This window comes from Bacteroidales bacterium (assembly GCA_016709865.1).
Classification (GTDB): Bacteria; Bacteroidota; Bacteroidia; order Bacteroidales; family VadinHA17; genus LD21.
In genome coordinates this window covers 423,130-448,020 of sequence record JADJLX010000003.1, presented here as the reverse complement: position 1 = coordinate 448,020, position 24,891 = coordinate 423,130, and the positions used below count along the sequence as shown (strand labels likewise).

General features: G+C 40.5%; 18 protein-coding genes and 1 tRNA gene. 11 read left to right on the top strand and 8 right to left on the bottom strand.

From position 1 onward, the window contains the following. Window positions 1-92: 92 nt before the first annotated feature. The gene (locus tag IPJ16_07475) at window positions 93-3,206 is read right to left on the bottom strand and encodes an ATP-binding cassette domain-containing protein (protein MBK7627030.1); all 3,114 of its coding nucleotides are present in this window, start codon (window positions 3,204-3,206) and stop codon (window positions 93-95) included. Between the two features lie 65 nt (window positions 3,207-3,271). Further along, window positions 3,272-4,093, bottom strand: coding sequence for a hypothetical protein (locus tag IPJ16_07470; GenBank protein MBK7627029.1), 822 nt, complete (start codon window positions 4,091-4,093; stop codon window positions 3,272-3,274). A 189-nt stretch (window positions 4,094-4,282) separates the two neighbouring features. Between IPJ16_07470 and IPJ16_07465 the strand changes: the two genes are divergently transcribed. Then, window positions 4,283-5,458, top strand: a complete 1,176-nt coding sequence (locus IPJ16_07465; GenBank protein ID MBK7627028.1) for a putative C-S lyase — start codon at window positions 4,283-4,285, stop codon at window positions 5,456-5,458. 20 nt (window positions 5,459-5,478) lie between these two features. Then, window positions 5,479-6,558, top strand: coding sequence for a glutamine-hydrolyzing carbamoyl-phosphate synthase small subunit (carA, locus tag IPJ16_07460; protein ID MBK7627027.1), 1,080 nt, complete (start codon window positions 5,479-5,481; stop codon window positions 6,556-6,558). Window positions 6,559-6,658: 100 nt separating this feature from the next. On the opposite strand, the gene argH is transcribed toward carA, so the two are convergent. The 3 genes from argH to argR all read right to left on the bottom strand — a co-directional run bounded on the left by argH (window position 6,659) and on the right by argR (window position 9,936). Further along, complete coding sequence (gene argH, locus IPJ16_07455; GenBank protein ID MBK7627026.1) at window positions 6,659-8,002, bottom strand: argininosuccinate lyase; 1,344 nt, start codon at window positions 8,000-8,002, stop codon at window positions 6,659-6,661. A gap of 99 nt (window positions 8,003-8,101) precedes the next feature. Next, window positions 8,102-9,334 (bottom strand): argininosuccinate synthase, encoded by a 1,233-nt coding sequence (locus IPJ16_07450; protein MBK7627025.1) that lies wholly within the window; start codon window positions 9,332-9,334, stop codon window positions 8,102-8,104. 119 nt (window positions 9,335-9,453) lie between these two features. Next, window positions 9,454-9,936, bottom strand: a complete 483-nt coding sequence (gene argR / locus IPJ16_07445) for an arginine repressor (protein ID MBK7627024.1) — start codon at window positions 9,934-9,936, stop codon at window positions 9,454-9,456. A gap of 93 nt (window positions 9,937-10,029) precedes the next feature. Between argR and carB the strand changes: the two genes are divergently transcribed. From carB to IPJ16_07430, 3 genes are all read left to right on the top strand, one after another. Then, window positions 10,030-13,251 carry a carbamoyl-phosphate synthase (glutamine-hydrolyzing) large subunit gene (gene carB / locus IPJ16_07440; GenBank protein MBK7627023.1) on the top strand — a complete coding sequence of 1,074 codons (3,222 nt, stop codon included), beginning with the start codon at window positions 10,030-10,032 and terminating at the stop codon, window positions 13,249-13,251. A 92-nt stretch (window positions 13,252-13,343) separates the two neighbouring features. Continuing rightward, window positions 13,344-13,793 (top strand): GNAT family N-acetyltransferase, encoded by a 450-nt coding sequence (locus IPJ16_07435; GenBank protein MBK7627022.1) that lies wholly within the window; start codon window positions 13,344-13,346, stop codon window positions 13,791-13,793. A gap of 3 nt (window positions 13,794-13,796) precedes the next feature. Beyond that, the gene (locus IPJ16_07430; protein ID MBK7627021.1) at window positions 13,797-14,915 is read left to right on the top strand and encodes a glycosyltransferase; all 1,119 of its coding nucleotides are present in this window, start codon (window positions 13,797-13,799) and stop codon (window positions 14,913-14,915) included. Window positions 14,916-15,311: 396 nt separating this feature from the next. On the opposite strand, the gene recQ is transcribed toward IPJ16_07430, so the two are convergent. After that, window positions 15,312-17,492, bottom strand: a complete 2,181-nt coding sequence (gene recQ, locus IPJ16_07425; protein MBK7627020.1) for a DNA helicase RecQ — start codon at window positions 17,490-17,492, stop codon at window positions 15,312-15,314. 354 nt (window positions 17,493-17,846) lie between these two features. Between recQ and tatC the strand changes: the two genes are divergently transcribed. From tatC to clpX, 6 genes are all read left to right on the top strand, one after another. Next, window positions 17,847-18,716: a twin-arginine translocase subunit TatC gene (tatC, locus tag IPJ16_07420; protein MBK7627019.1), complete on the top strand. Its 870-nt coding sequence runs from the start codon at window positions 17,847-17,849 to the stop codon at window positions 18,714-18,716. An 8-nt stretch (window positions 18,717-18,724) separates the two neighbouring features. After that, the gene (gene lptB, locus IPJ16_07415; protein MBK7627018.1) at window positions 18,725-19,450 is read left to right on the top strand and encodes an LPS export ABC transporter ATP-binding protein; all 726 of its coding nucleotides are present in this window, start codon (window positions 18,725-18,727) and stop codon (window positions 19,448-19,450) included. Between the two features lie 57 nt (window positions 19,451-19,507). Then, window positions 19,508-19,590 (top strand) — tRNA-Leu (locus IPJ16_07410). A gap of 79 nt (window positions 19,591-19,669) precedes the next feature. Next, the gene (gene tig / locus IPJ16_07405; protein ID MBK7627017.1) at window positions 19,670-21,019 is read left to right on the top strand and encodes a trigger factor; all 1,350 of its coding nucleotides are present in this window, start codon (window positions 19,670-19,672) and stop codon (window positions 21,017-21,019) included. A gap of 69 nt (window positions 21,020-21,088) precedes the next feature. Then, on the top strand, window positions 21,089-21,766 hold the full coding sequence (gene clpP / locus IPJ16_07400; protein ID MBK7627016.1) for an ATP-dependent Clp endopeptidase proteolytic subunit ClpP: 678 nt from the start codon (window positions 21,089-21,091) through the stop codon (window positions 21,764-21,766). A 9-nt stretch (window positions 21,767-21,775) separates the two neighbouring features. Then, window positions 21,776-22,990 carry an ATP-dependent Clp protease ATP-binding subunit ClpX gene (clpX, locus tag IPJ16_07395; protein MBK7627015.1) on the top strand — a complete coding sequence of 405 codons (1,215 nt, stop codon included), beginning with the start codon at window positions 21,776-21,778 and terminating at the stop codon, window positions 22,988-22,990. Between the two features lie 47 nt (window positions 22,991-23,037). Here clpX and IPJ16_07390 read toward each other — a convergent pair whose 3' ends face one another. Continuing rightward, window positions 23,038-23,898, bottom strand: coding sequence for a hypothetical protein (locus IPJ16_07390; GenBank protein ID MBK7627014.1), 861 nt, complete (start codon window positions 23,896-23,898; stop codon window positions 23,038-23,040). 496 nt (window positions 23,899-24,394) lie between these two features. Beyond that, window positions 24,395-24,883: a dihydrofolate reductase gene (locus IPJ16_07385; GenBank protein ID MBK7627013.1), complete on the bottom strand. Its 489-nt coding sequence runs from the start codon at window positions 24,881-24,883 to the stop codon at window positions 24,395-24,397. Window positions 24,884-24,891: the final 8 nt, after the last annotated feature.

Here is a 24,891-nt window from a genome sequence, read left to right as displayed (position 1 = left end):
CCAACCCCTCTCCCGGGGGAGAGGGGCTAAGATCCTGATTATGATGTCATTTCTTCCCTTCTCTTTCAGGAGAAGGGGTCGGGGGAAGAGGTCTAAAATTGCAACAACTCCCTGCCGAACTTTCTTAAGATAGGAAGCTTCAGCGACTCAAGGAATCTGATAAACTTCTTAAGAATATTATAATAAAGTGTGACAAACAGGAAGAAGACCATTAACCAGATTACAATCAAATCAAATATAAGAGTGGAGATCTTCAGGCTTCCGATCTGTTTATAGGGAGCAAAAAAATGAGCACGCCCCCACCTCGATCCGGGCTTCATCAATACAGGATCTGCCTTTTGTATCAGTTTGTCTTCTGAATCATATATTTTACTGGTGGAAAGCCTGTTAAGAACAACATTTGCCAGGTTTTCATTATAGTCTTTTTGCCTCATCGCAATGAACTTTTCCTCTCCCATCTTGCCCGATATTTGTTTATAGAGAGAATCCCTGGCATTTGATATAGCCCTGCTTTTTACCCTGAAGGCTGTCCTGAGACTGTCGAGAAAGTGTTTTGTCTCGTCACCAACATATTCATTAAATCCGTCATAATTCAGTTTATCAACCCACTTACCGGGTAGAATACCTGACAATGAAGAGAGTTCATTTACATGATATCTTATTTTGCCCAGATTTGCCTGAGAATATTCACTGTATTCAGGAGCCTTGCCGGCGACAAGGCATTCATTTATCTTTACTTTAAGAGTGGGGATCAGAAAAGAAGCATACCAGTCATTTTCACTAATCTCCATATCATACTTGAAGAAAGGCTTTTCAAATCCGTTGCTTTTATACTGCTCTACACATAATGCTTCATAAGCCCATCTGGTAACCATAATATCTCCCACAACTGGTACATAAATCTTTTTGCTCATAGATTTATGGAGTTCATCATATTTTATCATAGCCCCGCCAAGCAGTAACATTGGAACAAGAATAAGGGGAATCAGGATATAAATGCTTACTGCTGTTCGCATACCGGCGGAAATATTTAGCCCGAGCATGTTCCCGAAACATGCTGTTGAGAAGAGAATTATCCATTGTTGTAATAACATACCTCTCACTTCAAGTATAGAGTTCGCAACCAATACAAAAGACAAAGACTGAATTGCTGAAAGTGCAAAAAGGAAGTTTATCTTCGACAGAAAGTAACTCAGCCTGCTAAGGTTAAGAAACTTCTCCCTTTCAAGAATCTTTCTGTCTCTGAAGATCTCCTCGGCACTAACGGTGAGCCCTATAAACAGCGCAACAATAACTGCCATAAAAAGGAAAACCGGATAATTCTTATTGGCTGCAAAACTATATGCACCGTTTTCACTGTATTTTGAAATATAACCCAGAATAAAAGCAAGCAGGGGTGCTTCAACTAAATTAATAGTCATATACTGCCGGTCGGCAAGCTTTCTCGTTATATTCCTTCTGATAAATGTTTGTATCTGATCAATTTTTCGGGGAACTCTGAAATTACTGGGTGGAATAGCAGATTTCTCAGGCTTATCCCCAAGAACCGGCATCATCTTCTTCTTGTACTTCTCATTCCATTCTTTAGGACTAACCTGCCTCTCTTTTCCCGGATGTCCTGAATTATCAATCACTTTTACTTCAACAATATGTAAAATATTGTCAGTCTCAACGTTACCGCAATTCGGACATTCACTCTCGGCAGCATTTGCCTGTGAAGTTTCAGTTTTAAAATAAACAAGTGCCTCAACAGGGTCTCCATCGTAAATCATGTAACCGCCCTTGTCGAGCAGCCAGAGCCTGTCGAACATTTTTATTATGTCGGAAGAGGGCTGATGGATAATTGCAAAAACAAGCTTACCCTGAAGGGCCTGATTTCTCAGCAGGCTCATTACCTTCTCAGAATCAAAGGATGACAAGCCTGATGTTGGTTCATCAATAAATAAAACGACCGGTTCGCGCATCAGTTCAAGACCGATATTAAGACGCTTGCGCTGACCACCGCTGACCTTCTTATTCATCAGGTCTCCAACCTGAAGATCCTTTATCTCATAGAGGTCAAGATCCTGAAGGACCTTCTCGACGGTATTTTTTAATTGCTCTTCATTATAATCACCAAAGCATAGCCGGGCGTTGAAATAAAGGTTCTGATAAACGGTAAGTTCCTCAATAAGCATATCGTCCTGGGGAACAAATCCGATCAGACCCATCAGTTCTTCTGAGTCTGAGTTTATATCATACCCGTTTATATACAGGTTCCCGCAGGTAGGCCTCACCTTGCCATGAAGCAAATTCAGCAATGTTGTTTTACCAACACCGCTTCCTCCCATAATTCCGATAAGGTTTCCGGATTCTACTCTGAAATTCATCTTCTGTAGTCCGTTATCGGAGTTTTTGAACAGGAATTCAAGGTCATGCCCCTCAAAGACAATCTTTTCGGGGAATTTGCGGGAAACAAATTTCTTGTAGATTTTTGAATAATAGATAGGATCTATTCCCTGACCCTTTATATTTACACCCCTCTCCAGCAAGTATGGTCTGCAGGCAATTATATCACGTCCTTTAAAGTAGAGTACCTGTGGTCCGTCGTATGTGAACAGGAGCGTTCCGGTACTCTCAATATGCAGTACAACAAGATGTCCCTTAAAACCTTTTAACCTTATATGGCGCCATTTATTATAATTCTGGTACAATCCGGCTCCCGAATTATCAGGATTATCATTTTCTATTATCAGAAGGCAATCGGCTGATACTTCATCATACGACCGTCCGATCATAAATGCCGTAGCATTGTCATACTCCTTCTTGGAAATGTTAAATGTCCGGGAAACAATATCGATAATTGTTTTTTCCTGTTCGGAGATCATGCCATCCTCAAATGCAAACTCTATGAGCTGAAGAAAGACGATCATTCTTTCTTCCAGGAAAAGTCCTTTTTTTATCTGCCTGCAGATATTTGTTATCTGAAATGATATAAGTGACTCATCATCAGACAGTTCCGCTTTGTCTACACTTTTTAGCTCATTGGAATAGAACTCCAGATTATTCTCGAACAGGGCATAATACTCTTCTTCAAGTTCACGGTTAAGATATCGCCTCAGGTAACTGCGAAGGATCTTCTTGCCCCTGGAAGATATACCGGCCGGATTAATGGTCGAGACAATGGCAAAAATGTGAATTAACGCAAGAAGTACTGATTCCCTCATATCAACAACAAGTAAAAAAAAGACCGCAAAGTCAGCTACTTTGCGGCCCAGTATTTATATTAAAATTATTGTACTATTTTTTCCCTTACATCAGTAATGACTTTAGTAATGTCAACAATATTCTGTTCTGTAAGACTGGTGCCAAAACCTTCATATACCTTTTTAACCGGCTCAAGTACCTTCAGAAAGTCACCAACACTTGGGTCGCTGGCATATGGTTCAGTAATATCAAGAAACAGTTCGAATGACTTTTTCTGCTCTAGCAGGTTCTTTGAGATTCCGGCTACCTGATAAGCTGCTTCTGAAACGTGTGTGGTCAGATACATTCCTTCTACCCATGCACCTCCAACAACAAGAAGAGCAAGAGCCTGCTGATCATTTTCACTCAGATAAGTATAAGAATCGTTAAATGCACCGGTAAGTATCTTAACCAGTTCATCCCTGTTATCAAAGTTGGCTTTGATCTTATCATACAACTCCTCGTTGTAGATTTTTGACATGTTTAATTCATTCGAAAGTGACCTGATTGCATTCAGATAGTTAATTACCTCCTGCTGAATATTATAAAGAGTAGCATAACTGAGATCTGCTCCATAGACTCCTAGATTTATTGCACGGGTGGTGCTGCTGAAATATTTTTTTGTATTCTCAACCGGATTGGAAATGCCAATTATATAACCAACCTCAAGATCTGTGAGCATTTTAATAACCTCGGCAGAAGTTGGTAATGGATATACATTCGATTCAATTTCATTCTTAATTGTCTGAACCTGCTCAAGTTCTACTTTTTTCTGTTCCTTACCTGCTGCTTTGTCCTTGCATGAAGTAAGTCCGGTGAAACTCAGGATCAGCAATGGAAGTATAACACCTGCAAAAATCTTTTTCATCGTAAGTTTAGTTTAATATTAAAAGTCTATTCAAATTCCGCCCATAAAAGTAAACAAAAAAATTAAATATAATTCACCTCCGCATTCTAATTTGAATAATCATCAGATTTAATGCCTGTTGAAACAAAATCTCTCCTACATCTGCATTTTTTATATATCTTTAAGCCCCTGAATTTATATCATTTTTTAATGATCTGGAACTTTGATGAGCCTGTTGCAAGAGAGGGGACAAACTGCATAAAGTATGACCTCCGGGAAGATACTTTCGGTGAGAAGGATGTAATCCCGATGTGGGTTGCAGACATGGATTTCAAAACTCCTGACTTTATTATTTCTGCCCTCAGGAAAAGACTTGACCATGAAATTTGCGGATATTCCTACAGGCCTCCGGAATACTATACCTCAATTATTGACTGGATTAAACTCAGGCATAACTGGCCATTAGAAAAAGAGTGGATCTGTTTCAGTCCAGGAATAGTACCTGCGCTTAATCTGTGCACTCTGGCATATACACAGCCGGGAGACAAGATAATTGTTCAGCCTCCTGTTTATTTCCCTTTCTTTTCAGCTGTTGAGGCACACGGTCGCAAACTTGTGTATAATAAACTGAAAGAGTCTGACGGGAAATGGGAAATGGATTTTGATTCGCTTCTCGCTTCTATTGATGAAAAGACAAAGATGATTATCATCTCCAATCCTCATAATCCTGTTGGACGTGTATGGTCACCCGAGGAACTTTTACAACTGGCTGAAATATGCCTTGCCAAAAACATACTTGTCCTTTCAGACGAAATTCATTCAGACCTGGTTTTGCCTGGTTATAAGCATACTCCTTTTGCATTGCTTTCAGAAGAAATAGCAGCCATAACCATCACATTTATAGCCCCCAGCAAGACATTCAATCTTGCAGGTCTTTCAACTTCTTCCGTAATTATTTCGAATCCCGAATTAAGAAAATCTTTTACAAGGATTGTTGATAATCTGCATATAGGAAACGGAAATATATTCGGAACAATTGCCTCAATATCAGCCTATACATATGGACATCAATGGCTCGACAACCTTCTCGATTACATAGATCATAATATTGATTTTGTAGGAGATTACTGCAAAAAAATGATCCCCGAGATTATACCTGTTATGCCCGAAGCAACATACATGATCTGGCTCGATTGCCGTAAATTTGGCATGTCGGGAAAAGAACTTCAGAGCTTCTTTATAAAATCAGCCGGAATCGGTATGAACGAAGGGTCGACATTCGGACCAGGGGGTGAGGGATTCATGAGAATGAATGTTGCAACAACACACCAGACAGTTATGAAAGCTCTGGAACAGATAGAAAAGGCTGTTTCAGGGCTCCGATAAATATGTTATAAATTACAGGAATGAAAAACAGTATAAAAGTTAAACTTACTCTTGAAGACGGCACAATCTACCACGGTCGCTCCTTTGGATCACCGGTTGCAGCTGCAGGCGAGGTGGTATTCAATACGGCTATGACAGGTTATCCCGAAAGTCTTACAGATCCTTCATACCGCGGACAAATACTTTGTCTTACATACCCCCTCGTAGGTAACTACGGGGCCCCCGGAAAGACAGAAGAAAATGATCTGTACCGGTTCTATGAATCATCTTCAATTCATATCTCGGGATTAATAGTATCCGATTATTCTTTTGAATACAGTCACTGGAATGCAACTGAAAGCCTCGGTGATTGGTTAGGAAGAAATAAAGTCCCTGGGATTTACGGTATTGACACAAGAGCTCTTACAAAAAGAATCCGTGAAAAGGGGGCAATGCTAGGTAAAGTGGAACCTGAAGGTACAGAAATCGATTACTACGACCCTAATAAAGTAAATCTTGTTGCCGAAGTAAGCACACACGAGAAGAAAATATATGGAACGGGAAAATACAAAATCCTTCTTGTTGATTGCGGAGTAAAATATAACATTATACGGAATCTGCTTAAAAGGGACACTACAATAATCAGGGTACCATGGGATTATGATTTCCACAAAGAGGAATTTGACGGACTCTTCCTCTCAAACGGTCCGGGCGATCCGAAAATGTGCGTGGCAACGATAAATAATATTAAAAAATCTTTCTCCGGAAATAAGCCCATAATGGGAATTTGTCTGGGAAACCAGCTGATGGCACTTGCTGCTGATGCAGATACCTATAAACTTAAGTATGGCCACAGAAGTCATAACCAGCCTGTTCTCCAGGTTGGAACAGATAAGGCATATATAACATCGCAGAACCATGGTTTTGCAGTCGACAATAAAACACTTGGTAACGACTGGGACCCGCTTTTTATCAATATCAACGACCTGACTAACGAGGGAATGAAACATAAGAGCAAACCCTTCTTCTCTACCCAGTTCCATCCCGAAGCATCAGGAGGTCCGACTGATACGGATTACCTGTTTGATGTGTTTATTGAGAATATTGAGAAATCAAAATAAACTTGCCCCCCTGCCCCCCTAAAGGGGGGTTAATCTCAGCAATGTTGTAATTTGCTTATTAATACTGCATTAGCCCCCCTTTAGGGGGGTTGGGGGGCGTTTAATCAGTTACATATTTCATCATCTTCTCAGCAAACTCATCCGAGGTAGTGTTTTTAAATGATACCATCCTCTTCTCGAAAATTTCAGCAATCTCCTTATTGCAAAGGTTACCAATACTTCCCTCATGCACATAATCTGCAAGTGTTGTTTTTGAGAATGAGGAGTTCTTAACCATTTCTGATACTGCTTTGTATGCATCTCTGAACGGAATCCCCTGTTTAACCAGCCGGTTTACTTCTTCTGTACTGAATATATTATTATACAGCGGGTTATCTGTAATATTCTTCTTGACCTTAATATTATTAAGCATTAATAACATTATCTCAATACATTCCCTCAATTCCCTGAATGCATCAAATATCAGTTGCTTAAGCAGTTGCAGATCGCGATTATAACCCGATGGAAGATTGCTCGTCAGGATTGCGACCTGGTTCGGAAGAGTCTGAAGGACATTTGATCGCGCTCTTATCAGCTCAAAAACATCCGGATTTCTTTTCTGGGGCATTATGCTCGATCCTGTTATATACTCATCAGGGAAATCGATAAATCTGAATTCGGAAGTCATGAATAAACATACGTCCATTGAAAACCTTGAGAGTGACTGGGCTACAGATGCAAGGGCTGAAGCAATAGCCATCTCAATCTTACCCCTGCTAAGGCTGGCATAAGCTGAATTGTAAAGAAGGTCGTCAAATTCAAGAAGTTCAGATGTAAGCTTTCTGTTTATAGGAAGAGTAGTCCCATAGCCTGCTGCTGTTCCTAGCGGATTCTGGTTATTGAGAGCCCTGGCTCCTGACAAAAGCAGCACATCATCAGCCAGACATTCGGCATAAGCGCCGAACCATAGTCCGAATGAAGAAACCATGGCCGGCTGCATATGTGTATAACCAGGTAAAAGAACCCCTTTATACTGCTCACTCAATGACTGCAACCTCGTAAAAAGGCGGCGAATCAGAACTGATAGTTTATCAATTTCCTCTCTGGTGTACAGACGGATATCAACAAGAACCTGATCGTTACGAGACCTTCCGGTGTGAATTTTTTTACCGGTGGTCCCCAGAATTGATGACATCTCCTTTTCTATCTGAGAATGGATATCTTCCACATCTTTTTCTATAACCAGGCTTCCTTCCTCATCCCATACGAAGAGAGAATGGAGCGCCTTCAGCATTCCATTTTTCTCATCAGCTGAAATCAGACCTACATCCTCCAGCATTATTACATGCGCCATCGATCCGATAATATCCCATTTGGTAAGAGCCAGATCGGTTTTCCTGTCTTTACCGGCTGTGAATTCAATTATTGCAGGTTCGGGATTTATCCCTTTTTCCCAGAGTTTCATAATATCTATTTTTTCTTTGATGTTTTACCCCTTTCCCAACCTTCCCCAGGGGGGAAGGAGTGTACTTTTCCCCCCTGGGGGAAATAAGAAAGGGGGTTTTTATTTCTTCTGATTCGCTTCAATAATTGCTCTGTGAGCCATTAATCTGATTGCGTTAATCCTTATAAATCCCTTACTGTCAGTCTGATCAAATCCGCCTTCAATATCCATACTTGACAGTTTCTTGTCGTAAAGTGAGGATGGTGATTCACGTCCTTCAATAAGTACATTACCTTTATAAAGGCAGAGATGGACACTTCCATCTATAAGTTCCTGGCTCTTTTCAATTGCTGCCATCAGAAAGTCCATCTCCGGACTGAACCAGAATCCGTTGTAGATAATCTCAGCAAATTTTGGAGTAAGCATATTAACCAGCCTCATCACCTCTCTGTCCATTGCAATTCCTTCAATATCCTTATGAGCTATATGAAGCACAGTTGCTGCAGGAGTTTCATAAACTCCTCTTGACTTAATTCCTACAAACCTGTTCTCAACCATGTCGAGCAGACCGATACCATTTTTCCCTGCAAGTTCATTCAGGTAGACAAACATATCATATGTATCCTCTTTAATTGTTCCGTCTTCCTTATTAATAAGTTTCACAGGCAGACCGTTCTTAAAGTGAATAACAATACGTGTCTCCTTGTCGGGAGCATCCTGCGGCATAACCATTTTTTCGAGCATGCTCTTATGAAGAGTGTACATTGGATCTTCAAGAATGCCGGCTTCATGACTGATATGCATCAGGTTGTCATCCTCACTGTATGGTTTGGCAATACTTGCCTTCACCGGAATGTTTTTTTCTGAGGCGTATTTTAACAGGTCGGTCCTTCCTTTAAACTGAGCAAGAAACTCTTTATCCTTCCAAGGAGCTATTACTTTAACTCCCGGCATCAGTGCATAATAGCATAGTTCAAACCTCACCTGATCATTCCCTTTTCCTGTAGCTCCGTGAGCAACCGCTGTAGCACCTTCTGCCTTAGCAACTTCTATCTGTTTTTTCGCAATAAGAGGTCGGGCAAGAGCGGTACCAAGAAGATACCTGTCTTCATATATTGCATTAGCCATAATGGCCTTTAGGACGTAACTATCAATAAATTCCCTCTTCAGGTCAGCAATAATTACCTTTGATGCCCCAAGAAGAATAGCCTTTTCCCTGCAGGCCTCAAAATCTTCAGCCTGGCCGACATCTGCCACAAACGCTATTACTTCAAAATCCTTATCAATTAACCACTTCAGTATTACCGATGTATCCAGCCCGCCACTATATGCGAGAACTACTTTTTCTTTCATTAGTCTAATTATTATTTAATATTAAATCCATTTTACTACCAATATGTCGCCACTCTGTGGCTGAAAAAACCAGATTACCTGTACCGTCATTGCGAGGAGGCACGACGAAGCAATCTTTCCTACTTCCTGCTCTTCACCTGCTCATGTATCCCCGGAAGTATTATTTCGAGACATGTATGTACCGACTGAAGGGTTACCCCATCGCGCGGTATGACCAGAATTGTATCATCACCTGCTATTGTCCCGGCAATTTCATACCTGCCTGCTCCGTCGATGAAAAATGCAGTGTTGCTTGCATTTCCGGGTATTGTTCGTATCACCATTAATCCTTTTGCCTCGACAATGTCCTGGATAACAGGAACAATATTCAGTTTAAGGGGTGACGCTCCTGCAGGTCTGAGATTTTCAGACAGAGAATATCTGTACCCTCCCGATCCGTCAGGAAGTCTGCCGACTCCAAGCTGCCTTAAGTTGCGGGATAGTGTAGCCTGAGTACAACTTATCCCTTTCCCTTTCAGTTTCTTTAAAAGTTCCTCTTGTGTTGATATTGTCTCTTCTGAAATTATCTTTTCAATTGCCAGAAGTCTTTTTGTTTTTTGCATATTTATGCATTTATTTTGCAAATATATTCATTTTTTCAATAAAACCAATCTTAATTAAAAATTTGTGTTATTTTTGAGCCTCAAATTCAGACGATGAAAGATGTAGTTAAAAAAGTGATTATCCTGGGATCGGGAGCACTGAAAATAGGTGAAGCGGGTGAGTTTGATTACTCCGGCTCTCAGGCACTGAAGGCATTGAAAGAGGAAGATGTCAGCACTGTTTTGATAAACCCCAATATTGCAACGGTACAGACCTCTGAAGATCTGGCCGACAAGATCTATTTTCTTCCTGTAACTCCATATTTTGTTGAGAAAGTAATAGCCAGGGAAAAACCTGATGGTATACTTTTATCGTTCGGAGGACAGACAGCACTAAACTGCGGGACTGAATTATACAAATCAGGTATTTTTGAAAAATATAATGTAAGGGTTCTGGGCACACCTGTCAGGGCCATAATGGATACAGAAGACCGCGAACTATTTGTAAAAAAACTCGATGAAATAGATGTTAAGACGCCCAGCAGCATAGCTACACTAAGTGTTGAGGACTCAATAGCTGCAGCTGGAAAACTTGGATATCCGGTTATTATAAGAGCAGCATATACCCTCGGAGGTCAGGGAAGCGGATTCGCAGCTAACCCTGAAGAACTCAGAATACTTTCATCAAAAGCTTTCTCATACTCACCCCAGATTCTTGTTGAAGAATCATTAAAGGGATGGAAAGAGGTTGAATATGAGGTTGTAAGAGACAAATACGATAATTGCATCACTGTATGTAACATGGAGAATTTTGATCCGCTCGGCATACATACAGGAGAAAGCATAGTTGTAGCACCTTCACAGACTCTCACAAACAGTGAATACCATAAATTAAGGGAATTATCCATACGTATAATAAGGCATATCGGAATCGTAGGTGAGTGTAATGTTCAATATGCACTTTCACCCGATTCAGAAGATTACAGAGTTATTGAAGTCAACGCCCGTCTGTCGCGTTCAAGCGCACTTGCTTCTAAAGCCACAGGATACCCGCTTGCTTTTGTTGCGGCTAAACTGGGAATGGGATACGGTCTGCACGAACTTAAAAACTCTGTCACCAAAAACACCACTGCATGTTTTGAGCCTGCGCTTGACTATATAGTATGTAAGATCCCCAGATGGGACCTTAATAAATTCGAGGGGGTCTCACACCTCATCGGAAGCAGCATGAAAAGTGTTGGTGAGGTGATGGCAATAGGCCGGACATTTGAGGAGGTCATTCAGAAAGGATTAAGAATGATCGGACAGGGAATGCACGGATTTACAGGTAACCGTAATCTAGGTTTCGAAGATATCGAAATAGAACTCTCAGAACCAACTGACATGAGGATATTTTCGATAGCTGATGCACTTGAAGCAGGGATGTCAGTCGACAGGATATATGAGCTCACGAAAATAGACAAGTGGTTTCTTCATAAACTGAAAAATATAATCAGCATAAAGGATGAGCTTTGCAAATACAAGTCCCTTGAGTCTATACCTATCGATCTCCTCGCTCATTCCAAGATTAACGGTTTCAGCGATTTCCAGATAGCACGTCATGTCTTTAATTCAGGTCCTTCGGTAATAAACGATGATCTCATGAAAGTGAGAAGTCACCGTAAATCAGTAGGGATCGTACCATATATTAAACAGATCGACACCCTTGCTGCTGAATACCCTGCGGTAACTAATTACCTTTACCTCACATACAGTGGCTCCGAACACGACATAATTTGCGAAACAGATAAAAAATCAATTATTGTGCTTGGCTCCGGCGCTTACAGAATAGGCTCCAGTGTTGAATTTGACTGGTGTTCTGTAAATGCAATAACTACTATAAAGAAAGAAGGTTTCAGATCAATAATGATCAATTATAATCCTGAAACAGTCAGCACCGATTATGATATCTGCGACAGGCTTTACTTTGATGAACTGACATTTGAACGTGTACTCGATATAATAGATCTTGAAAATCCGGGCGGTGTCATTGTATCAGTGGGCGGACAGATCCCGAATAACCTCGCAATGAGGCTGTATAAAGAGAAGGTACCTGTCCTCGGCACTTCACCTGTATCAATTGACCGTGCAGAAAACAGGCATAAGTTTTCAGAAATGCTTGACAATCTAGATGTTGACCAGCCAGCCTGGAAGGAACTTTCCTCAATTGACGATATTAATGATTTTGTTGATCGTATCGGATTCCCGGTCCTTATCAGGCCCTCATATGTGCTTTCCGGAGCTGCCATGAACGTTGTTTCGAACAAGAGTGAGTTATCACATTATCTTGAACTAGCAGCACAGGTATCGAAGCAATATCCGGTTGTTGTTTCTGAATTTATCGAAAATGCCAAAGAGATCGAACTCGATGCAGTCGCCCGTGACGGAGAGATGCTGGCATATGCTATAAGTGAACATGTTGAATTCGCAGGAGTCCATTCAGGAGATGCAACAATGGTATTCCCTGCCCAGAAGATATATTTTGAAACAGCCAGAAGGATCAAACGCATATCAAAACAGATAGCAAAAGAACTGAATATTTCAGGCCCGTTTAATATACAATTCCTTGCTAAAGACAATGATATTAAGGTCATTGAGTGCAACCTAAGGGCCAGCCGCAGTATGCCTTTTGTTTCTAAGGTTCTTAAGTATAACCTTATCGAACTTGCCACAAAAGTGATGCTCGGGGTTCCTGCAGAAAAGCTTAATAAGGCTGTCTTTGACCTCGATTATGTTGGGGTAAAAGCTCCGCAGTTCAGCTTCTCACGACTGGCAAAAGCCGATCCTGTTCTGGGTGTAGACATGTCGTCTACAGGTGAAGTGGGATGTATTGGCGAAGGATTTTATGAGGCTATTCTGAAGGCTATGTTCTCAGTAGGATACAGGGTTCCAAAAAAGAGTATCCTGCTGTCTACCGGTCCGGCCCGGTCAAAGGTAGAGCTGCTCAACAGTGCCAGGGCCCTGCGCGAAAAAGGACATAAGCTTTATGCAACAAGGGGAACACAGCAGTTTCTTGAGAATGCAGGTGTAGAAGCACATGTAGCCTACTGGCCCGATGAGAACAAGTCGCCTAATACTATTGATCTTATCAAAACAAGAGAGGTCGACCTTGTGGTCAATATTCCCAAAGACCTGAGTGCTTCTGAACTTAACAACGACTATTCAATACGAAGAAGTGCAGTTGATTTTAATGTTCCTCTGATTACAAATGCCCGCCTTGCAAGCGCATTCATCCTTGCATACTGCAAGCTCAGCATCGATGATCTGGAGATTAAGAGCTGGGATGAGTACAAATAGTGAAACGGAGAAGAGGGGAAGGGGAGAAAGGGAGATTTTGAATTCCGGATACCGCATGCCGCATACCACATACCTTAAAAATAGATGACCTAATGATTAAAATCCGAAAAGCAACCCCCGAAGATGCATCTGTTATTATCGACTTCCAGCAGAAAATGGCATGGGAAACTGAACAGATGACCCTGAAGAATGAATTAGTAACAAATGGGGTGAATGCAGTTTTCGAAAATGATTCCCGCGGACAATACTGGGTTGCAGAGGATAATGGTCAGGTTGTGGCTTCCCTTCTCATTACTTATGAATGGAGCGACTGGAGAAATGCAAACGTCTGGTGGTTCCAGTCAGTATATGTCCTGCCCGACTGGAGAAGGACCGGCATCTTCAGATCGATGTACAATCACATTAAAGATGAGGCTGATAAGATTGGGATTGCAGGACTTCGTCTCTATGTGGAAACAAATAATAAAAGAGCTCAGAAAACTTATGAAGCTCTCGGTATGCAAAGTGAGCATTATACAATGTATGAATGGCTTAAGGAGTAACCGATGCAATGGCTTCCGGCTATATTGATCGTTCCCTATCTGATCCTTCTTCTCGGTATTTACAGAGGCCTCCGGAAAATTAATCCTTACAATATCTCATCTGAACCGCTTGAATTTGTCTCGGTGATTGTGGCTTGCCGGAATGAAGAGCTGCACTTGCCCGGGCTGCTTGGCAGTCTTTCAGATCAGGACTATCCCTCTCATCTTTATGAAGTTATTGTTGTAAATGATAATTCAACAGATAAGACATTTGAAACAGCCAGCTCATTCTCAGGAAAAAATAATATCAATACTATTAATAATACTGGTACTGGTAAGAAGAAAGCTATTGAGACCGGAATCAATGCTGCCTCCGGCAAACTTATCATAACCACTGATGCTGATTGCACACCCGGAAAAAACTGGATCAGGACAATTGCTTCCTTTTATGAGGACCATAAGCCTGATCTGATCATATGTCCCGTTCAGCTTAGTCCGATGCCGGGATTTTTCGGAAAGTTCCAGGAGCTTGAATTTCTTAGTTTACAGGGAATTACAGCCGGTACTGCAAGTAATGGCAAACCGGTCATTTGTAACGGTGCAAACCTGGCATTTACAAAGGAATCATATCTTAAGCACTCTGAAAATCTGCATCACGAGATTGCCTCAGGTGATGATGTCTTCCTGCTTCACAGCATTAAAAAAGCACCGCAATCGAAGATCTTATGGCTCGAATCGGCTAATGCACTTATTACTGCAGCCTCATCGCCAACTATAAAATCATTTATAAAACAGAGAAACCGGTGGATCTCAAAAAGTGGCTCAATTAAAGATTTTTACACTATCGTCCTGGGAATTGTAACATTTGTTACAATTTTGCTTCAGCCTGTTCTGCTAATTGCCGGAATTTTTGATCCGGTCTTTCTGATTGTGTTTCTTGTGGTATTTGCTTTAAAATCAATCCCGGATTTTCTTATACTTCAAAACACAACTAGACGGTACGGGAAGGAAAGTCTCATGAAATGGTTTCTGATATCACAGATTATTTATCCGTATTATGTATTGATTGTTGTTCTCAAAGCAATACATCCGGGAAAACCTGGAATTGACTCGAATGTACGTGCTTGTCAAAATTGGTTATAAGTATTGGAGATCCCTCGCAGGCGCTTTTCTGATTGGCAAAACATGTTATAATATTCCTGCTCATACCCGGGGATCCCTCGCTGGCGCTTCGGGATGACAGGACTTTACGGGATCAATGAGGGGAAAGAAGTGGCGATTCGTGCCGCTATTGCCACATGATGAATTTTTAACGAATCGCCACTTCTTTCCCCTCCACATACCAAGATTCTTCTGTCATCCCGAATTCCGAAAAACCGGAGCTTGCGGAGGTTTGAAGGAATGAGGGATCTCCTTCTCACAGCAGGAACTAAACAAAAAAGTTGTGCGTAAAGATTAGCTTTTAAAGGAGGGGAGGGCTCTCCTTATTTCCTTATGTTCAATACTAAGTTTAAGTTGACAATTATGGGGCTTCCGGCTTTAGTTCCCCATTTCAGAAAGGAACTTGATTCTTACCAGTCTTATCTCCTCCTCTTCAAACTCATTCCCGAGTTCTTTGATAGCTGCCTCAAGTGAATCTGATTCAGCTTCCTCCCTGAAATAGGAATAGATATCGTGCTGCCGTTCCTCGTCGATTGAATTATCGATATAATAATCGAGGTTTATTCTTGTGCCTGAGTTTACAATAGCCTCAATTTCCGAAATCAACTCACCCATCTCAAGTCCTTTTGCCTCAGCAATATCCTCGAGAGGCCTCTTCATATCGATGCTCTGTATGATGTAAACTTTTATACCGGATTTGTTGACAACAGATTTGACAACCATATCGAGAGGCCGGATTATCTCTTTCTCCTCGACATATTTTTTAATGATCTCCACAAATTCCCGACCATATCGCTGTGCTTTTCCGGCTCCAACACCCGAGATATTCTGAAGCTCATCCAGGTTTACCGGGTATTGAATTGCCATATCTTCGAGAGAAGGATCCTGAAAGATCACAAAGGGAGGTACATCTTTCTGCTTTGAGATCTTCTTTCTGAGATCTTTCAGAATGCTAAAGAGCTCCTCATCCACTGCTGCTGTCCTTGCTCCAAAGGCATTTTCCTCATCCGTTGTGTCGGCATAATCGTGATCCTCCGCCAGCATAAATGAAGTAGGGTTCTCAAGAAAATCCAAACCTTTCTGGGTTATCTTCAAAAGCCCATAGTTCTCAATATCTTTTGTAAGGAATTTGGCAATAAGGGCTTGTCTGATAACCATATTCCAGAATTTCTCATCCTTATCCTCTCCTATTCCGAAGAATTCAATCTTATGATGCTTGTAGGATTTAATTGCAGAGGTAACCTTCCCTGAGAGGATATTTGCAATATGATCGGCCTTAAACTTCTCTTTTACTGCAAGAATTGTCTCAAGAACGCTTACAACAGCCTCATTACCCTCAAATTGTGATTTAGGATGCAGACAATTATCACAGGCCTCACAGTTTTCTTTATGGTATTCTTCCCCGAAATAATGCAATAATAACTTCCTTCTGCAAACCGATGATTCTGCGTATGACACTGTTTCGAGAAGCAGCTGTTTACCAATCTCCTGTTCGGCTATCGGTTTTCCCTGCATAAATTTCTCGAGCTTAAGGATATCATTGTAGCTGTAGTATGCAATGCAATTGCCCTCTCCGCCATCGCGTCCTGCCCTCCCTGTTTCCTGATAATATCCTTCAAGACTCTTGGGAATATCGTAGTGGATGACAAATCTGACATCAGGTTTATCGATTCCCATCCCGAAAGCTATTGTTGCAACAATAACATCAGCCTCCTCCATCAGAAATTTGTCCTGGTTAAGAGTCCTTGTTGCAGAATCCATACCTGCATGATAAGGCAATGCCTTGATGCCATTTACCTTAAGCACCTCTGCCATCTCCTCAACTTTCTTGCGGCTCAGGCAGTAAATTATTCCTGATTTGCCTGTATTATTCTTTATATATTTAATAATCTCCTTGGTGACATCCTGTTTTGATTTCACCTCATAATAGAGATTAGGTCTGTTAAAAGATGATTTATAGACATCCGCTTCCAGGATACCCAGGTTCTTCTGTATATCATGCTGAACTTTCGGAGTCGCAGTTGCGGTGAGCGCAATAATAGGAGATCTGCCTATTGTATCAATGATTGGTCTTATTCTCCTGTATTCAGGCCTGAAATCGTGTCCCCACTCCGAAATACAATGAGCTTCATCAATCGCATAGAATGAGATCTCAATATTCTTGAGGAACTCTATATTTTCTTCTTTGGTAAGCGATTCAGGTGCAACATAGAGAAGTTTTGCCTTCCCCGACATTACATCTTTCTTTACGCGTGTAATCTCTGCTTTAGTGAGAGAAGAGTTCAGAAAATGAGCAACATCGTCGTCGGTACTGAAGTTCCTCATTGCATCAACCTGGTTTTTCATCAGAGCAATAAGAGGCGAGATAACTATTGCTGTACCTTTTTTCATAACAGCCGGCAGCTGATAACAAAGAGACTTGCCTCCTCCTGTAGGCATAAGCACAAAAGTATCCCTCCCAGCCAGAACATTCCTTATTATAGGTTCCTGATTGCCCTTAAAAGTATCAAATCCAAAATACTTTTTTAAGTAATCATGTATAGTTTCGTCATTCAACATATTCTTACCCCAGATGATAAAACGGTTAAAAACCCAAAAGGATTTTTTCCAGTTTATATAAAGTTAATAAATTTCTCAATTATACGGCAGGAAATTTTAATAATTAAAAAAGTTTCCCTTTGAATAATTAATGAAACATATCTAAAAGCACACTTGTATTTCCCTTCTCTAAGCTAATATACGAATTTCAAATATAACTTTCAATACACTATGCTGATTTTCACAATATTTAACATACAATTAACCAGCAATGATGAAATATGATAACAGAAAAATATTAATATTGTTTTGCAAAAGAAGATTTATCATCTTTACAGGCTCTATTTAAACGATTTTAATAAGGTGCTCATGGCAATGTTATGGAATAAAGGGAAGAAGGGTGAAAAGGAGATGTCATTTCTGGAACATCTTGAAGAATTAAGATGGCACATAATACGATCAGTACTGGCTGTAGTCATCTTAATGATCGTTGCATTCATTTTCAAAAATATAATTTTCGACAAGATTATACTTGCTCCGCAGAATTCTCAGTTTATAACAAACCGACTCTTCTGCCAGCTTGGAGAATACTTCGATACAGATGCTCTTTGTATAAATACCAAGCCCCTGAACCTGATAAACATAAAAATGTCGGGACAGCTTACAACACACATCACAGTTTCGCTTATTGCAGGATTGATACTTGCTTTCCCTGTAATTCTGTGGGAGTTCTGGCAGTTTTTCAAACCTGCCCTCAAGCCAAGCGAAGCAAGATATGCACAGGGAGCTGTTTTTGCAGCATCAATGCTGTTTTTTGTTGGTGTATGCTTCGGATTCTTCATACTTGCTCCATTATCAATACACTTCCTCAGTACATATGAAATCAGTGCTGATGTTGTTAACCAGATAAATGTCAGATCATATATTGGCACTCTTACATCACTCTGTCTTGCTACCGGATTGGTATTTGAACTTCCGATCATAGCTTTCTTCCTTACAAAAATCGGGATCGTAACACCTGCATTTATGCGAAAATACAGGAAGCATGCAATCGTCATTATTTTCATTCTTGCCGCAATCATTACTCCTCCGGATGTCTTTTCACAGACACTGGTGGCAATACCACTCCTTATATTATATGAGGTAAGTATTTTAATCTCTGGTAGAGTGATGAGGCAAAAAGAAAAAAGCAGGAGTGAATTCTTTAAGGATGACGAAGAAAAAACAGAAACTGCAAATTCATAATAACCTGAATGAAACTATATACTGAAAATCTGGTAAAGAAGTATCGCAGCAGAACAGTTGTAGATCATGTTTCGATTGAGGTTGAACAGGGAGAAATCGTTGGTCTTCTGGGACCTAACGGAGCAGGAAAAACTACATCTTTCTATATGATTGTAGGGCTCATAAGGCCAAGAGAAGGCAAGATTTTTCTTGATGAAGAGGAGATCACTTCCCTTCCTGTATACAAAAGAGCCAGAAGAGGAATAGGATATCTTGCCCAGGAAGCTTCAGTATTCAGGAACATGTCGGTTGAAGATAATATTAAGGCAGTACTTGAAATGTCAGGATTCCCAAAACAAGAACAGGAAGAGAGACTTGAAACATTGCTTACAGAATTCGGACTTCATAAGATAAGAAGAAGCAAAGGCATTCAACTCTCCGGCGGGGAAAGAAGACGGACCGAGATTGCCAGAGCACTGGCCCTAAAGCCTAAATTCATCTTGCTCGACGAACCATTTGCTGGTGTTGACCCTATCGCAGTTGAAGATATACAGGAAATTGTATCAAAACTAAGAGAGAAAAATATCGGTATTCTCATTACCGATCACAATGTCCATGAGACCCTTACCATTACCGACAGGGCTTACCTTCTTTTTGAAGGGAAAATTCTCAAATCAGGCACTTCTGTCCAACTTGCAGACGATGAGCTTGTAAGAAAAGTGTACCTCGGAAAGAACTTTGAATTGCGCCGGTAACAGAATCAATTTGTTTTCACAATAAATTATTATACTTTTGCGGGGAATTTTTTACACGCGGATGTGTCGTAATTGGTAGCCGAGCAAGACTTAGGATCTTGTGTCTTCGTGACGTGGGGGTTCGAGTCCCTTCATCCGCACAAAAGTAACAAACCGCCCGTAACCTCTTTAATAGTGCGTTTTGGCGGTTTTTTTAACTATGCAAAAACAATAATAAAAATGAATATCACCAGAGAAAACATTGATGAGCTGAATGCTGTTCTGAAAGTAAAGATCGAAAAAGCCGATTACGAAGAAAAAGTTGAGACTGTTTTAAAAGATTACAGGAAAAAAGCAAACATTAAAGGATTCCGTCCTGGTATGGTTCCGATCGGACTTGTAAAAAAGATGTACGGAAGAGCAGTTGAGATCGATGAAATAAACAAAATTGTTACAGAGAATATTCAGAAGTACCTCGTTGACGAAAAACTTGAGATCCTGGGCGATCCGCTTCCAAAAACTGATGAACAGGAGTCGATTGACTTCGATACACAGCAGGAATTCACCTTCTCATTCGAGGTTGGACTTTCACCGGTGATTGATTTGAAACTCTCGAAAAAAAATAAGATAACACAGTATGAGATCATCATCGATGATAAAATGAAGAATGATTATCTCGAAAACTATACTCGCCGTTACGGAGAACTCAGAAAAGCTGATTCCACAGAAGAAAAGGATGTTATCAAGGGAAAGATAGAGGCTGTTGATAAGAATGGCAACGTTATTGCTGAAGGCCCTTCCGTTGAGGAAACATCCCTTGGAATAGATATCATAAAAGACAAAAAAATAAAAAAACAGTTCATTGGCAAAGGACTTAACGATACTGTTGATTTTGACATTAAGAAGGCGTACCCTAATGATACAGAAATTGCTGGTATCCTGAGAATTAAGAAGGAAGAAGTTGAAGGTATCAATCCTGACTACCGGTTTACAATTACCGACATAAGCCGTTTCTTTCCTGCTGAACTGGGAACCGATCTGTACGACAGAATATATGGTGAAGGAGTTGTTAAAACGGAAGAAGAATTCAGAAGCAGACTCGAGACCGAAATCGCAGGAAACCTTAAAAAAGAAAGCGATTTCAAACTTATGATGGACATCAAAGCACTTGCACTCGAGAAATCAGATTTCGACCTCCCTGAAGCATTTCTTAAGAAATGGCTGCTCAGAGTCAATGAAAACACCACTGAAGAGCAGATTGAGAAAGAATTTGACAGCTTTAAAAAAGACCTCAAATGGCAGCTTCTAAGAAATAAGATCGCCAAGGATAATGAGGTGAAGATTACCGAAGAGGAGTTATTGCAGGAAGCTGCAAATATTACAAGATATCAGTTTCAGCAGTACGGACTGTTCTATGCAACTGACGATCAGATAAATAACTACGCAAAAGAGACTCTGAAAAGAGAGGAAGATGCAAAACGGATTGCCGATAAGGTACTTGAAGAGAAAGTAATACTTCTGATGAAAGAACTTGTAAAACTTGAAAACAAGAGTGTGGCTGTTGATGAGTTCAATAAGCTTTTCGAATAGTAATCAGCACATTGCAGCAGATATTTATTATTTTACTATCTTTGTTAGTTAATTATTAATCCTGATAAAATGAGCATTCTTGACGACTTTGGAAAATATGCAAAAAGCAAACGCGGGATAAGCAGTCTAAACCTGCACCGCTATACATCAGTATATGGTAGCTATATATCACCAACAATTATTGAAGAAAGACAGCTAAACGTGGCATCAATGGATGTCTTTTCCCGTCTGATGATGGACAGGATAATCTTCCTTGGTCTTCCAATCGATGATTATGTAGCTAATATTATACAGGCACAGTTACTTTATCTCGACTCTTCCGATCCGGGAAAAGATATTCAGATATATTTCAATACTCCCGGAGGATCAGTAAATGCAGGTCTTGGAATTTATGATACAATGCAGTATATATCAGCTGATATTGCTACAATCTGCACTGGTATGGCAGCTTCGATGGGAGCAGTTCTTTTAACTGCCGGTAAAAAAGGTAAAAGATCAGCCCTCAAACACTCCAGAATAATGATTCACCAGCCAATGGGCGGCGCTGAAGGACAAGCTTCCGATATAGAAATTACTGTTCGTGAAATTGTTAAGCTTAAGAGAGAACTTTACGAAATAATAGCTCTTCACTCAGGGAATACCGTTGAAAAAGTTGAAAAGGATTCAGACAGGGATTACTGGATGACATCACAGGAAGCAAAAGATTACGGTATGATTGACGAGATTCTTCAGAAAAACAATAAATAGAACTATCTGATGGATAAGTGTTCATTTTGCGGTAGATCCAAGAAAGAGGCCAATATGCTCATAGCCGGTCTTGAAGGTCACATCTGTGATACTTGCATTGAACAGGCTCACAGCATTATGAAGGAAGAACTTGGCAGCAAAAAGAATATAAAGCTCGATAATGTCAAACTTCTGAAACCACAGGAGATCAAAAATTTCCTCGACCAGTATGTTATCGGTCAGGATATGGCTAAAAAAGTAATATCAGTAGCCGTATACAATCATTATAAGAGGCTGATGCAAAAAGCTGATGCTGAAGATATTGAAATTGAGAAATCAAATATTATCCTTGTCGGAGAAACCGGAACAGGGAAAACACTTCTTGCAAGAACAGTTGCAAAAATGCTTCATGTTCCGTTTACTATAGTTGATGCAACAGTGCTAACTGAAGCTGGATATGTAGGTGAAGATATAGAGAGCCTGCTCACCCGATTGCTGCAAAACGCTGATTATGATGTAAAGGCAGCTGAAAAAGGTATTGTATTTATTGATGAGATTGATAAGATCGCAAGAAAAGGTGATAATCCTTCTATAACCCGTGATGTTTCAGGTGAGGGTGTTCAGCAGGGATTGCTTAAACTGCTTGAAGGCTCAATAGTTAACGTTCCGCCTCAGGGTGGACGTAAACATCCTGAACAAAAGATGATACCTGTCGATACTAAGAACATCCTTTTTATATGCGGCGGTGCATTTGATGGAATAGAGAAGAAGATCGCACAAAGACTGAATACCAAGATTGTAGGCTACGGCGCTTCCAAAAACAGGGATAGGGTTGATGCTAAGAACCTTCTGCAATATATTGCCCCTCAGGATCTTAGATCATTTGGACTTATTCCTGAGATAATAGGCAGACTGCCGGTTATTTCCCATCTGAACCCTCTCGACAGGGAAGCACTCAGAGCAATATTAACAGAACCTAAAAATGCACTTGTAAAACAGTATTTCAAACTGTTTAAAATGGATGGTATTGAACTCACTTTTGCTGACGGAGTTCTTGATTATATTGTAGACAAAGCAATTGAATTTAAACTTGGGGCACGTGGACTAAGATCAATCTGTGAGACAATTATGCTCGATGCAATGTTTGAAACACCATCGGTTGATACCAGCGAACTTGAAATAACAATCGATTACGCCGCACGAAAACTTGAAAGAATTGACCTTGCGGTACTTAAAGCATCATAAAAAAAGGGATCCAAATCAGGATCCCTTTTTAGTTTCAATTAATGGTATCAGGGATTCATATTCCTGTGTTTGTTTCTCAGAAGTATCTCTTTAGATTCTCCACCTCTCGATACAACAGCTTTTGCATCACACTCGCCAGTGCCGTAATTCAATTCAACCGGCTCTTTACCAGCTCTTTCCATCTTTATAACACCTGCAACAATAAAATAGCAGGCACGTTTCCACTGTAATGCAGTCATGATCGTATTTGTGTATGCCACACCGTTTATATTTTTTCCTGTCGCAGTACCGGTTACCAGACACTCATCATCCCAGATATTACGTGTCAGGAAGCCTGCAGTCCATTCTCTCTGATGCTGAAATGACCTTTCAATAGTTTTGCCGTCGGGCAGGGTAAGCTTACCCCCTGTCAGAGTTATTGAAACAAGCGGATTCTGACTGCTGCTGAATCCTTTGTTCTCAAGTACTTTAGTTCCTTCAACTTTAATGTCATTGAAGTAGTAGTTAACAAAAGTAACTGTCCGTTTTGCGCCAGCTGTGGCACGGGGAGCGGTCACTTCAATTACGATCTTACCCTTTCTGACATTATTGTTTAAGCCTTCACAACCTGTACCGAAATCGACAGTTACAGTTTTTGGCCATAGTCCATCGCCCGTACGGGTTACTGTTATCACCGGACATGTATCAGCAACAACAACTGATTTTGCATCATCTCCCTTTGCCATCTGATCAAGGATTATTGTTGCATTGTCTGCTGTGCTGAATACATCCTCAAAGATTGCATCTGTTACTGCCTCATCATCAGCCAGATCAACACTTGTCTGATCAATCAGTGTATTGTCTTTTTGACATGAAGTAAAAATTAACACGGCAAATGCTGCCATCATCAGAAAAAATTTTGTTTTCATAAGTTCTATCTTTTTAAATGAATAATTCCGATTAACAAACTTATAGATGGTAACAAAATGAAAAGGTTTAATGTTCTGAGAAAAAAAATGTAAAGATTATGGACTAAAGTCCATAATCTACTCAATATCAAGCAACCACGGACTTAAGTCCGTGATTACTTGATTAGGACCAAAAGGGTTTTAGCCCAAAAAGGCTCCTGCTAATTCCCTGGGATCCCTCGCTGACGCTTCGGGATGACATGTATGTAGATGATAAATAGAGGGAAAGAAGCGGCGAGCCGCAGTTAGATACATGATAAATGGAAGATTATTACGTTTGCGGCTCGCCACTTCTTTCCCTCTTATTTACCCAAGAGTCCTGTCATCCTGAGCGTTAGCGAAGGATCTCCAAACAATTTAACTAAGCATTATAAATGGACTTTTTCAGGTGCGTAGCACCAGAATATTTGTAGTAATTAGGATGGGTGATGTATAAAAGGTGCAGAGCACCGTAATATTAAACCTTCCTCTCGTATATTACATAGGTATACGGAATGGTAACAGTTTCGCTGGCAGGAAACTCTTCCTTTTCAACTACTTTCCAGATATTCATATCAATCTCAGGGAAATAAATATCTGCCGGGGCCTTTTTATGCACATGTGTAATATAAAGTCTGTCGGCAAGCGGCATAAACTGCCTGTAAACGCTTCCCCCGCCAATAATAAAAATCTCTTCATTCTTGTCGCATTTGCTCAGGGCATCTTCAATTGAATAGGCTGTTACAGAGCAATCAACACACTCATTAGGAACATCTGTCAGAACAATATTCTTTCTTCCCGGAAGTGGGCGTTTGGGTAATGACTCCCATGTTTTTTTGCCCATTATTATGGTATTGCCCATTGTCAGACGCTTAAACCTCTTCAGGTCTTCAGAAATATTCCACAAGAGCTCATTATTCTTGCCTATACCCCAATCGTCGGAAACAGCTACAATTATTGATATCATAATTTAAG